General features: G+C 59.1%; 9 protein-coding genes. 4 read left to right on the top strand and 5 right to left on the bottom strand.

Features of this window, described 5'->3' with window-relative positions; genetic code table 11:
* Nucleotides 1-19: 19 nt before the first annotated feature.
* Genes OKW37_RS40095 through OKW37_RS40080 form a run of 4 tightly spaced genes read right to left on the bottom strand, consistent with a single transcriptional unit; the run spans nt 20 to nt 6,229 of the window.
* Nucleotides 20-2,719: a CoA-binding protein gene (locus OKW37_RS40095; RefSeq protein WP_429402501.1), complete on the bottom strand. Its 2,700-nt coding sequence runs from the start codon at nt 2,717-2,719 to the stop codon at nt 20-22.
* Nucleotides 2,720-2,746: 27 nt separating this feature from the next.
* Nucleotides 2,747-4,033, bottom strand: a complete 1,287-nt coding sequence (locus OKW37_RS40090) for an ATP citrate lyase citrate-binding domain-containing protein (protein ID WP_429402502.1) — start codon at nt 4,031-4,033, stop codon at nt 2,747-2,749.
* 7 nt (nt 4,034-4,040) lie between these two features.
* Nucleotides 4,041-4,928: an amidohydrolase family protein gene (locus OKW37_RS40085; protein WP_184068267.1), complete on the bottom strand. Its 888-nt coding sequence runs from the start codon at nt 4,926-4,928 to the stop codon at nt 4,041-4,043.
* A complete protein-coding gene (locus OKW37_RS40080) occupies nt 4,925-6,229 on the bottom strand; it encodes an MFS transporter (protein WP_184068270.1) in 1,305 nt (434 codons plus the stop codon). The genes OKW37_RS40085 and OKW37_RS40080 overlap by 4 nt, the downstream gene beginning before the upstream one ends.
* Before the next feature lie 143 nt (nt 6,230-6,372).
* Between OKW37_RS40080 and OKW37_RS40075 the strand changes: the two genes are divergently transcribed.
* From OKW37_RS40075 to OKW37_RS40065, 3 genes are all read left to right on the top strand, one after another.
* Nucleotides 6,373-7,116, top strand: coding sequence for a GntR family transcriptional regulator (locus OKW37_RS40075; RefSeq protein WP_184068273.1), 744 nt, complete (start codon nt 6,373-6,375; stop codon nt 7,114-7,116).
* A 307-nt stretch (nt 7,117-7,423) separates the two neighbouring features.
* Nucleotides 7,424-8,731, top strand: coding sequence for an MFS transporter (locus OKW37_RS40070; RefSeq protein ID WP_090811874.1), 1,308 nt, complete (start codon nt 7,424-7,426; stop codon nt 8,729-8,731).
* Between the two features lie 563 nt (nt 8,732-9,294).
* Entirely contained in the window at nt 9,295-10,098 is an 804-nt protein-coding gene (locus OKW37_RS40065) for a hypothetical protein (RefSeq protein WP_429402503.1), read from the top strand.
* Between the two features lie 209 nt (nt 10,099-10,307).
* On the opposite strand, the gene OKW37_RS40060 is transcribed toward OKW37_RS40065, so the two are convergent.
* Nucleotides 10,308-11,186: an NmrA family NAD(P)-binding protein gene (locus OKW37_RS40060; protein ID WP_429402504.1), complete on the bottom strand. Its 879-nt coding sequence runs from the start codon at nt 11,184-11,186 to the stop codon at nt 10,308-10,310.
* Between the two features lie 115 nt (nt 11,187-11,301).
* Here OKW37_RS40060 and OKW37_RS40055 point away from each other — a divergent pair, with 115 nt between their 5' ends.
* Nucleotides 11,302-12,225, top strand: a complete 924-nt coding sequence (locus OKW37_RS40055; RefSeq protein WP_429402505.1) for a LysR family transcriptional regulator — start codon at nt 11,302-11,304, stop codon at nt 12,223-12,225.
* Nucleotides 12,226-13,112 lie beyond the last annotated feature (887 nt).

Below are 13,112 nucleotides of genomic sequence, written 5' to 3'. Positions count from 1 at the left end.
GCGCTTCCGGGTCATTCCGCTACGCAACGAAACGACACTCCGACGCTGGTGTACGTGTATCCATGTTCCTTCCCCGGTTCATATGGTCATCGATTTCAGCCGCGCAACCGAGCATGCGAGGGTAAAGAAAGATGGTAAAGGCGGCCGTCTCCAAAGCGTTGCGCGAATACGTTCCGTCACGATACGGCTGCCAGAGCATCTTGAGCAGTAACGCGGCAATCACCGCATCGATGTTGACGCAGTAAACGTTTCGCGAAACCCCCGCGTCGAACAGGCTTTGGACCAACGTCCGGTAAAAGTCGTGGAAGATGTTGTATTCGTCGCGCTCGGCGAACAATCGCCGCACGAACATTTCACGCGGGTCGTGATTGACGGGTTTATCTTTAAACACCGGATGATTCACGCCAGGGATTTTCTGGATGTCCAGGCTGCCGCTCGTTTTCTTGCTCGATTTGTATTTGGCGTAACTTTCGACGTACGTCATCGCTAGTGCTTTCAAATCCAGCCCGTGCGCAGGATTGCCCGGGTCAGTCAGTCCGCTATGCGCGAACTGGTCCAGCAGAAACGCAATTCCCTCAAATCCATTGCCACCGTGTGTGTAACCACTGTGCGTAAGGAAGCCGATTAACGCCTTGTTGAGTTGGACGCGCTCGGGGTCTTCGGGACCATCGGCAGAGACCGCACCTTTTGCACCCTGCGCGGAAATCGTTCCGGGTCCATTTGACAGCAGCAGACCGACCAGCAATTGGAAGGAAAACAAGTCGCTCGTGCCTGGCCACAATCCAAACAACGCGCCGAAGGCGGTTTCACCAAGCGAACGCTCCTCCAGGACTGTCTTCGTTTCGACGCCGCAGAAGCTGTCCGGACCATGCTGGTCCGAGGGCACTGAAGCGCCTATCAGGGAGCCGAAAAGTTGTATCCACCACGGAAGGCTCTCAGCCGAAAGGCGTGAAATGCGTTTGCGCATGAGCGGTCCCCATGCGAGCGTCGCGCAAATGGCTGCCAATACGCCATCGGTAGTCGGCTCGCCGGGCAGGCTTTCAACATATTGCACGAATGTCGACTTCACGTCGCGAGCTTTGAGTCCCGCCAGGATTGCGCGGGCCCGAAAATCCGGTTCACTGCCGACGAACAGGTTGAGGTCGGTGACTTCGGCGCGCGAAAAGTCGAAACTCTCATCCATCGCGTTCTCGAGCTTCACCGGGGCAAAGGCGTCGATTAGAGCGCGGACCGCCTGGCGAGGCCCGGCTTGCCCTCGGGGCCCGATGATACTCGCCGCCGCTGCAAGGACAGTGTTTGGTGCATTACCGGCATCCCGTGCCGCCTGGGCAGCCCCAAGTGCGGGATGTCCATACAGGTTCAGGAACGCACTCACAGCGACATTGATTAGCGCGCGGTCGTTCATCCCGCCGGGTTCGTGGAGCAGCGCGAGGCTTACGTTTGTCTCAAGGGGGTACTGCGCCGCATCAAGCATCGAAACGCCGTAGAGACTGGTCACCTGCGACTTTGGGTCCATCTGCGACGCGCCAGAAGCATCCTTCATCGACTGTCGCGGTGGTACAGCTCCAACCTGTTTGTCGAGCGCGGCAATCTGGGCATCGTATGGGGCCGTGGCCTGCACGACAGGCAAATCCAGCGCCTGCGGCAGGCTCAATCCGCGGTGACTGCTAAACCACGGTTTTAATGCGAGGTTACCTTCCGGCTCGAAATCTGGCCTGCAGGCGTTTTCACGCATCACAGCCGTGAGTGCTGCGGGTATGTGCGCGATGTTCGTGACAAGCGCACCCTTTGCCGACACGGCCGGATTGTCCGGTGTGAACACACTTGACACCCCGAATCTATCGAGAAACCATTGTTCTTTCGATGCGGCGTCGTCCGCGCCTCCGGACATAGCACCCGCGTGTCCGACAGCACGGGTCAGCTTTGACTTCCAGCGACCCACGACGCACGCAACCACCGGCTTCGTAAAGTTGGCGTCGAGCTCGTAGTAGCCGCCCGGTTCGACATAAAGAACGGCCGCCTTGCTTCGCGCGTCGTTTGCCAAGGCCGCAGCGAACTCGGGCGCCGCGAATTGAATGTAGACGTCTTTGCCACTTGAGATGGCTGTAGTCGTGCCCCATCCGGCCATCCGCAGGTAGGTTGCGATGGTAGTCGTGAAGTTGCCCGAGTTGGAAAACAAGGCAATCGAGCCACGCCGCAATGCCTCTTCAGGGTGGTCGCCGCCCAGCGCTCCCCCGATACGCACCTGGTTCCAGGCGTCAGCCACGCCGAGGCTGTTGCCGCCAAAAATGTCGACCCCGTTGGACTGACCCATCGCGCGGATTTCGCGCGAGTCACTGACGGCCAGCTTTTCGGTAACGATGAAAATCTTCTTCAGTTCCGGATTGACACGGATTAGCTCAGCCACGCCGTCCCGTGCAGCGGAAGGCGGCAGATAGATGACGCCGCAGTTGAACCGGTGACCATCGTTCAGGCCTTCAAGGACATTGTTGTAGACCGGCACGCTTCCAAGTGCCGTTTCCAGTACCTGTCCGCGCTTTCCCGGAGCCGTACCAAACACCACGTTGCCACCGGAATAGGCATGACCGACGGGCGTGACATCGCTCGACTCGCCGCCCAGAATGTTGAGCACGCAAACGCGGTCGTCCTTTGTGGCAACTTGGGATAACGAACTAATTCCTACGAAGTATTTAAAATCGCCAATTCCCTGCTTGTACATAATGATTCTCCTCAGTCGATGAGATGCTCAGGCAGCCTGTTTGACCGCAATTCCCAGCTTCGCGGCAATCTGCTCACGGCCGCCTGCTTTCATCCATTGGTCAACCTGCTTCGCGTACAGGACCACCTCGCTCATGTCCGAGTCAAAGCCGAAGAAGGTGTACGGCAATCCCAGCGAATCGAGCGTGTCGCGCAATGCTCCCATTCCGCGAACCAGATTCGGACCGCCACGGCCGACCACCACATAGAGCGGCGTCGGGCCGTGCTGACTGAAGTGCTCGCGTAACGCGTCGGCCATTGCGCGAAATGTTTCGAAAATATCCGTGTTGTTCGACTTTCCACCAATGATGAACAGCACATTGCTCTGCTCAATCCAGTGCTTGAAGCAGATGCGGGCAACTTCCTTCATTTTTTCGTAGGGTGGGTTGCCGCCGAAGTCTGACGAGATGATGGCGTCGTCTCCGAGCATTTGCGTGACAAGGGAGTTCGCGCCGCCACCGAACGTCGGAGCGAGAATGCTGCCCTTCGCGTTAATGACGTAGACGTCGCTCTGCCCCTGATACGTGCGAAGCTGGTTGATTTCCTGTTCGAAGTCTGAATAGTCGACTGCGAAGAGATGCGCGGGCAGGTCAAGGCGCTGCCAGCGCGGGTCATCACGGTCGAAGCCGCATTTGAAGTCACAGGCGACGGGTGTCAGCCGTCCCTTGCTATTCTCGCGCATCCGGATTGGATTGAGTTCGAGGGTCGTCATTCCGAACCCGTGGTAGAGCTCCCATAACTTGGGGAGGTGCTGTACAAGCGGCGAGATAATCTGTTTGGGTGCGCCCAGCGTCGAAAGCGCGTTCGCCACGACGAACGCCTTGAGCCCGGTGAGCGGGTCAAACGGAATCTGCACGACTTGCGACTTGTCCAGTTCCTCGATGTCGACGCCACCGTGATGTGTGAGCGTCATCGTCGGTGCGCGGAAGTGTGTCGAGTCGGTAATCGAGAAATAGACCTCGTACTCGGCCGGCACACCCGCCTCAAAGGTCACACCATTGGCTTTCGACACAGTATTGGCAACGTGATGTTCGACGAAGTAAAGACGCTCCTTCTCCTTCAAGGCGGTCGTCAGGTCAGTCGCGCGGCCAATCAGACCGGCCTTGCCCTTCTTGCCAACACCGCCCTTGAAAACCGGCTTGATGAAAATCATGCCGTGCTTTTTCAGCATCGCTCGAATCTGTTCTTCGCTAGCGTCCGGACCCAGAATCTCGGGCGTCGGAAAGCCCACGAACTGCAGCAATCTGGCGCCGTGCAACATACCGGTGACTTGCATGATGACCTCAGGAAGTGAGTTGGGAAGTCGGTGTCGTCGGGACAATATCCCTCACGGGGTCTTTGTCGAACCCGTAAAACGAGTGCGGGGTTGAGCACAGGATTGCCTCGACAATCGCGGGCGCAAGATGTAAGTCCAGCAACGCGGTAAGCGTCTGGCTGTAGGCCGTCGCATGTTCAAACTGCGTATGTGGCCAGTCGCTACCCCACATCAGACGTTCGGCGCCAAATGCGTCTATGAGTTGGTCCGTGGCATCGCGCATGAAACTCGAGTCCGGCTCCGAGCACCGATAGGCGCCCGAAATCTTGACCCACACGCGGCCAGATGGGCCAAACTCCAACAGGTCGTTGAAGCCCGGGTCGCGTGTGCCGCTGTCCGGGTCAGGGCGGCCAAAATGGTCAACGACGACTGGCAAGCCCACATCCAGCAAAGTGTTGACGAGCGGCGCCAGGTCCGACGCCTCCCTGTGCAACTCAACATGCCAGCCTAGTTTTGATAACTGCCGCCAAAGCGTTACATATGGCGCCGAGCCCAGCTTGGGGAGCGTCTGTCCGACAAGGTTGAGACGCACGCCCGTCACACCCTGACAGTTCAGTCGCTGCAGGTCGTCTTCTGAAATTTCGGGGGACACGACTGCTACACCTCGCAGCCGGCTAATGTCGCTGGTCAGCGCCTGTAAAAGATGGCTGTTATCGGTGCCGAGAAAGCTGGGCTGGACAAGGACGGCATTGCCAATATCGTTCTCGTCCAGAAGCTTCCGGTAGGCGTCCAGCGTTGCGTCATAGTCGGGTGCGTAGCGCCGTCCGTCCGCCAGCGGCAGAGTCCTGGCAAACACGTGCGCGTGCGTGTCAACGCGCGGCAGCCGTGGCCGCGCGATGGATGGGGCCTGAGTCATCGCTGGCTCCGGTGATGGTCAAGCGCTAATTCGGCGTCGGCGACCAGTTGTGAAGCCTGCTCGACGCCGGACGGCCGCAAGCGCTTGCCGCGCGTTTCGGGAAGCAACAACACGGCAACCATCGCCAGCCCGTACGCAATTGCGGCATCGATACCAATCGCTGCTCCCAGCGACATCGAATGACTCATGTACCCGACCAGCACCGGGAAACCCGCCGAGGCGATGCGACCGAAGTTGTAGCAAAAGCCGACGCCTGTCCCGCGCATGTCCGCAGGATAGAGTTCGTTGAAAAGTGCGCCCAGGCTGGCCGGGATGCCGGCGGCGAAAAAGCCTAGCGGGAAGCCCAGAACAAGCATCTGCGTGTTGCTCAATGGAAGCATCACGTAGGCGAGCACGGTGACGATGCAAGAAAATGCAAAGAATGCGATGTTGCGACGCCGTCCGATACGGTCGAGCAGGTAAGCGCTCGCCATACAGCCGCACCAGAAAGCCACGATAACAACCGCAAGATACCCACCGGTGTTGAGGACCGACAGATGTCTTTCCTTGGAGAGGAAGGTCGGCAGCCAGGTCATGATGGCGTAGTACCCGCCGTGTGCGCCTGTGCCCAGAATCGCCCCGATAACGGTGGTCTTGATGACGCGCGGCTGGAATACTTGCGCGATTTGCCCCCACACAGAAACCACTGGTTCAGCGCGAGACGGCTCAACGCGCACAGGTTCGCGGAGATTGCGGCGGACGTAAAGGACGAGAAGCGCGGGCAGCAGGCCAGCACCGAACATGACACGCCACGCCGTGTCTGACGGCAACCACGAAAAAGCTGCGGCATACAACAGCACTGCGCCGGCCCAGCCGACAGCCCAGGCGCTCTGTACCGCGCCCATGGCCTTGCCGCGGTGTTCCGTCCGGATGGTCTCAGCCATCAACACGGCGCCTGCAGCCCACTCTCCGCCGAACCCGAACCCTTGCAGGGCCTTCAGGACCAGTAGTTGAGGAAAACTCTGGGCGAAGGCACAAAGGAAAGTGAATCCTGCAAACCAGAGAATCGTAATCTGCAGCGTCCGCACCCGACCAATCCTGTCGGACAAGGCGCCCGCCAGCCAGCCGCCCATCGCCGATGACACCAGTGTCACGCCGCTGATCGCGCCCGCCTGCGTGTGGTCGATGCCGTACGCTGCGATGATTGCGGGGATTGCGAGGGTAAACATCTGCACATCAAGGGCATCGAGGCCCCAACCCGCGAAACATCCCCAGAAGGTGTTTCGTTCGAGAGGTGTGCCTTGCTTGTACCAGGTGAACATCGCCGTCTCCAGGGTAAATTCATATATTCATGTATATGACTATATGTTTAGTTTAGGCGCTTCGACGAAGAAGTCATTGGGGATTTACCCTTGTTCCGGCAGATGTTGTACAGTGACTATTCCTGTGAACAACTATATGAATCATGGATATGCAGTCGTTCTCGGCCAGGCCAGACAGTCGTTTGCCGCGATACCAGCAGCTACGCGATGACCTGGTGCGCCGCATCGCGGAGGGCGAGTGGGCGCCAGAAAAGGCAATCGACACAGAGGCGGAGCTCAGCCTGTTTTATAACGTGTCGACCGGCACACTTCGGAAAGCCATTGATTTGCTGGTGGCCGACGGGGTGCTCACCCGCACCCAGGGAAAGGGGACCTTTGTCCGGCGCCCGCGCTTTGATTCGTCGTTGTTCCGCTTCTTCCGATTCAAGTCAGCTGACGGGAAGCCGGTCCGACCGACGGCGAAGGTGCTCAGCCGCGAGGTCGTCAAGCCAAACGAGACGATTCGCTCAACCTTGCAGATGAAGGCGACGGAGAAGGCTGTTCATCTCTCGCGGGTACGATTGATTGACGGACAACCCGTTTTGTCGGAAGAAATATGGCTACCTCGAAGCCGTTTCGAAGCGCTGGCGACTCTGCCCCTTGGTGGCTTCGAGGATTTGCTTTATCCGCTTTACGAGCGGCTTTGCCGCCAAATCGTCGCATCCGCAACCGAGATTCTGAACGTCGAACAGGCGACGGACGCTGATGCGGCGCTCCTGCATATCGACGTTGGCAGCCCGGTAATCCTTGTGCACCGTGTGGCATCCGATTTCGCCGGGACGCCTATTGAATGGCGCACCACGCGTGGTGCTGCTGCAGCGTTCCAGTATCAGGTCGATATTCGCTGACAACGCGACTTCCTCGCCGCGTTTGGTGCTGTCATAGGGACCGACAACGCGAACTGACTTTCTGTCACCCGGCAGGTCGCATTTTTCCTGCGACTTTCAGGCTCTACACCTCGTTCGCCGAATACATCACTGGTCGCCAGTTGCGGCCGCAGCTCGCTTGCGTGCGCTCGTCCGGGTTATACCTCATTGCAGCCCGACCTCAAACATACAAACATATACATGACTATATCAATCTGCTTGTTTTCGTCTGACTGACCGTTTTCGAAACGCCAGTCGAGCGGCAGCGGGCATGGAACTTGGAGCGAACATGTCTACGTCCGTAACACGTGAGCAGCAGGTAATGAAGAAAATGGCATGGCGGCTGATGCCGCTGCTGATTGTCATGTTTCTCATCGCATTCATCGACCGGCAGAACGTCGGCTTCGCGAAACTGGAAATGGTTCAGGCACTCGGCATGACGGAAGCCGCGTATGGCCTTGGAGCATCGCTGTTTTTCATTGGCTACCTGCTGTTCGAGGTGCCCAGCACACTGGCGCTACATCGGTTTGGGGCCCGGACGTGGCTCGCTCGCATCATGATTACGTGGGGCGTCGTTACAGTGCTAATGGCGTTCACCAGGTCCCTGCCAGCTTTTTACTCGTTTCGGTTTGCGCTGGGTGTTGCTGAAGCCGGGTTTTATCCAGGCGTCATTTACTACCTGACGCAGTGGTTTCCTCAAAGCTACCGGACACGTGTGCTTGGCCTTTTTACCCTCGGCAGTTCGCTGGCAAACATGCTTGGCGCGCTGGTCGGAGGGCTGCTCCTTTCCTTGGGCGGAACACTGGGACTGGCGGGTTGGCAATGGGTCTTCCTTGCCACCGGTCTTCCGGCAATACTGATTGCCTTCGTAGCGCTTAAATATCTACCGAGCTCCGTCGAGGAAGCGAACTTCCTTTCTCAGGATGAGAAGGACATTGTGGTCGCAGCGCTTGTGCGCGAAGCGTCCCCGGAAGCAAAGGAGTCCCGGCCATGGGCGGCATTGCTTGACCCGAAGGTTCTCATGTTCGCAGCAACCTACATGCTGATGTCGACGTCGCTCTACGGCGTTACGTACTGGCTGCCCACGTTGGTTAAGAGCTGGGGCGTTTCGTCGAGCGTCAATGGCCTGCTTAACATGATTCCGTGGGCACTCGCGGCTCTTCTCCTGCTTTGGCTTCCCGGGAAGCTCAAACGTGAACAGGTGGTGTTAAAAGCAATGGCCATAGTCGCCGGCATCGGCGTCGTATGCTTTGCATCGAGCCTCGTGTTGCCGACAGTGTCGTTGCGCTTCATTGCTCTGTGTCTGGGCGGCGCCTGTATTCCACTGCTATACCCTTGCTTCTGGTCGCTTCCCCCACGCTTCTTTTCTGGCGCTCGAGCCGCCGCAAGTGTCGCTGCCATCAACTGCATTGGAAACCTTGGAGGGTTCTTCGGACAGAACCTCATGCCGTACGTTGGCAAGGTAACCAACAGTCATGTTGCACCCATGCTCGTTCCGACTGCATGCCTGTTAGCTCTCGCAATCGGTACCATCATTGCGTGGACAGTCGGTGGGCATCGCAAGGCGGCGCTTGCGTCATCAACGGTTCCGCTTTGATGCGGGCCATGACACCCCCAAGCTATTTGCACAGACGCAATGTACCCTCATTTGAGCCGCATGTTCGATTGATTGCAGACTGAGCGCGGTTCAACTTCGCGATGGTTTGAAGCCATCCGGCCCGGCTTGGGAGTGCCGTTCCGGAGCAAGGCTCGAATCGACCGCTCATAGCCCTTTGCGCATCAAATAAGACGGGTTATTTGCGTGCAACCCCATCGGTTGTACGCGGCGAATGGCCGCTGACGAGAAAGCCGGATGTCTCTTCAGGGTCGCGTGCTGCCGGTCATGACCCGACACTTGTCGATCGCACAACGATTGGCAAGGTTCGGCCAATTTGAGACGGTCGCGAACGGCTCTGCGAGGTCGCTGAGCGGCTGCCACAAGCGCTGAGTCCGTCCCCGTCAAGTATTTCGAGGGCGGCTGATCTGGCCAGTCTGTGCCTAGCCAGCGAGACCCAAACCCTGATTTGAAAAGGCCGATCCACTGGTTAGATTTGATGCCATGTCCCTCCCCAACGTAGCAAGCGGTCATGTGGATCTATACTGGGGCACCTGGAGGCTTCGATGGCTAATCAAGACAGACTGCATCCGCTACGTCCGCTCCTGAAGAATTGGGTTTGGGAGCATGGCCGAATCGGTACCCGATATCTGGACTGCACCGATGGCGAAATCAAGTTTGACGAAGGCAAGAAGTCGCGCTTCGCGGCCGAAGAATACATTTACGTGCCGCTCGACAAGGATGCTGACGACGATGCGCCTGTGGAAGGTCCTGCGATCCAGGAGGCGGGGCTCGCCCGGTTTTTGAGGGCAGCGCAGTTAGGCAGGCCCGAGGAGGCCGGCACTATCGTGGAGGTCCAGCGCGCAGTGCAGGACTGCATGGAACTCGGCCTGTTCAGCGCATATCAGTTGAGCGCCCAGCAGGCGGCCGCACGTTATGCGCAAGAACCCATGTTCGAGGATGAAATCCGCGCTGCGGTTGTCGACGATATCCGACGTATCTACGCGGGCATGCGCGAGCAATTGGCGCTGTACGATTTCAGTGTGCTTTACGGCTTGCCCACGCCCCTGATCATCAGCGAGGCGCCGTTCATCGACTGGCGCGTGCGCGCTAGTCCGGCCCTTCCGTTTGTCTCGCTTCCTCTTGGGCCATACTGCCTGCTGGTGGGTGCGCCGTCGGGCAGGAGCAGCCGAATTGGCCCCGTGGTCTGGAAGTCCGCCGCGGCAATGGGCCCGTTGAAGGACCACAACCGCCAAATCGCGGAGCACGCACGGTTGTGGCTGGTGGCGACCACTGACGACCAACTCGTCGCGGTACAAAGCCGCTTTGCTGATGCCAGGAGCCCCAAGCCAGAGGATGCGAGGCCCTGACTGAAGTCGGCGGGAAACGCGTTGAATCGTTCGTGCTTCTGGAGACGATTTACGGACGTCCGCTCCCTGAAGCCACGAGTGTCACGCTGGGTCGATATCCGCGCGGCCTTCATAAGCAGCGGAATACACCCGAGAGCAGGGGTCGGCCCCGTCAAGCCCCCCGTCGCGCGTGCCAGCCTCTGAAAGTCGCGATCGCGTATCCTGGCAGGTCAGTCCTTAGCCCACGCCGCAGCCATGGCGACGGCAAAGTCCCGATAGGATCTCGGTTGCCGTCCCAGCAGTGTCGCCAGACGCTCGACGTCCGCGCTGGACGCGACCGCGCCGTCCTGCTGATACCGGCCCATCATGAGTCGCATGTCGTATGCGAGCCAGGCAGGAGCAACCGACTTGAGGCGCTGCTCAAGGACGTCGAGATCGTCGCCACCGTAGCGGACGGGACGTCCCAGCGCCTCGGCCCAGATCGAAACCACGGTCTGCGCATTGATCACGTCAGGACCGACGAGTTCGTACGTCTCGCGCGGCAGCGGGTTTGAGCCACGCTCGCGGCGCAGCAGTTCGCGCGCGGCAGCCTCGCCGATATCACGGACGTCGACCATGGAAATGCCTTTCGCGCCAATTGGCATGCCGTAGACGCCGTGCGAAAGCAGCGGGTCTTTCTGCCGGACGTCGTTCTGGATGAAATACGCGGGGTGCAGCACCGTCACCGGCAGGTCGAGGTGTTCGATCATGCGCTCGACCGTATGTTTGGCGGTGAAGTGCGGCACGTCGACGTATTCGGCGCCCTTGAACACCGACAGATAAACCACGCCTTTCACACCCGCTTCCCGTGCGACGCTCAGGGTCTGTACCGCCTGAGTCAGCTCGTCCGCGATGTTGGGCGCAAGCAGGAACAACGTGCTGACGCCGATCATCGCCTGCCGCACCGCGTCGACGTCGGACAGGTCGCCCTTCACTGCGGTGACGCCACCAGAAAATCGCGCTTTCTCCGGTGTGCGGGTCAGCGCGCGTACCTCGGCACCGCTGCCGCCCAGATGCTCGATAACCTGCTTACCGATCACGCCCGTGCTGCCTGTAACGAGGACTGCCATGGGTATCTCCTTGAAGTGGATGGGCTGGGTCCGCCCGTGAGACAAACAATAGTCGTTTCGCTTAATAGTCGAAAGTGCCAGAATTCATACACTTCGTCTCATAAACGGAACGATCATGGATTTGACGTCGCTCGGCGATTTCAATGCAGTTGCACTGCACGGTGGCTTTGGGCCCGCCAGCCGGGCGCTCGACCGCCCCAAGGCCACCCTCTCGCGGCGCGTGGCCGAGCTCGAGGAAAGCCTCGGCGTCAGGCTGATCGAGCGAGGCTCACGCAGGCTGCGTCTGACAGAAGAGGGCGTTGCACTCCATGAACGCACGCGGGGGCTCATGGCTGAGATTCAGGAGGCGGGTGAAGCGCTCGCCTCACGCGCCCCGGTGGCGCGCGGGCGGCTGCGCATCAGCGCGCCTGTCGTTTTCGCGCATGTCGTGCTGTGCCGGATCGCTGCGCGCTTTGCGCTCGCCTATCCGCAGGTCGAACTTGAGGTCATTGCAGAAGACCGCATCGTGGATCCAGTGGAGGACGGCTACGACCTCGTTATCCGTATCGACCCGGCGCATGGCGAGCAGCTCGTGGGACGGCGCATCCTCGGTGACGAGCGCCTCGTGGTCGCGGCGCCGGGCATGTCGATACCTTCGAGACCGGCACCCGATGCAACCGGGTTGGAGGTGCCGGCCGTTATGTCGGCCGCGGCACCATCAGGCGCGTTATGGCACATGCGAACGGAAGACGGTGGTGCGATAGCGATCAGGCCGATGCCCGTGTTGCGGCTGTCATCGTTGCTGATGGTGCGTGACGCGGTGCTCGATGGCGTAGGCGCGGCGCTCTTGCCCAGATTGCTGGTTGAGCATGATGTGTCGACAGGAAGACTCGCCTGTTGGGGAAAGGCGGGCTCGTCCGTGGAAATCTGGGCCCTTTACAATTCGCGCCGGCTTCTGAGCGCGAAGGTGCGAGCGTTCATGACTATGCTGCAGGAGTTGCCGGGTCGGGAGCGCAAATGGGGTGGCGCTAGCAGCTCCAATGATTCTCCGCGCCGCTAGCTTTCTCTGTGGTAGCGCGGCGACGTGGTCGAGCCGTCGAGCGGCTGCTTTCGGCGACATTGAGTGTCTCAAACGGGTCGTTCACGGTCCGCCGTTGTCGCCGGTAACGGTTGTCGGTGTAGAGAACAAAAATTACGAGGACCAGGGGCAGCGTAACGCGAAGACTCTGATGCAGATCCTCGGCGGCGACGCAATCCAGCCTTGAACGCCAGCAGGTAGCAGTTGGCCAGAAGCCGACCTTCGTTCGAAGTGTCACCTAGACATTCAAAAGGCAGGTTTATTCTGCAAGCTGCCATACGATCACCTGGAGCACCATCGATAAAATGCATCACTAGTCAGCTGACCGATCACGAAGTGTTCCGGTTAGGTAGGTACCCCAACAACAACAGCATACGGATTTAATCCAAATTGCGCGAAAAGATGGACTCTAGCAACAAGGTAGCCAGAATCTATCCGCAAGTGAAGCCTGTGCAGCGCGTCGCCATTCTCTCGTTCGACAGGCATCCATTCGTCTCCCACGTACTTCCACGGCGCCGACTCCTTCAGCAGACACAGGTCGCGAACCAAAGGTATGAACCCATCTACGCCGAGTTGACCGACGGCGTAGCTAAAAGCGATCTTAGCGAGCATGGACGAGAACTTCGTTGGGTGGATTCTATGTGCTACCGACCAGTTGGCATTCAGAGCCCGTAGACGAGTCGCGAAGTCCGACTGGATTGTGACGATGTCGATCCGCATCGCAGGCCACCCCTTCGTCTCTGGCGCCTTTGTTATTAATGCCGGAGGCGGTAGCCGTAACACTAGGAATGAGGCCGGCACCGCGTCCCATGGGAGCTCTACGGTAGACGAACTACCGTTTTCCGTCTCAGTGACAGTGAGCGAAGACT

Source organism: Paraburkholderia sp. MM5482-R2 (assembly GCF_050436125.1).
In the GTDB taxonomy this organism is placed as follows: domain Bacteria; phylum Pseudomonadota; class Gammaproteobacteria; order Burkholderiales; family Burkholderiaceae; genus Paraburkholderia; species Paraburkholderia tuberum.
Note: the sequence above shows the minus strand (reverse complement) of the source record. Positions and strands in the feature narration are given on the sequence as shown.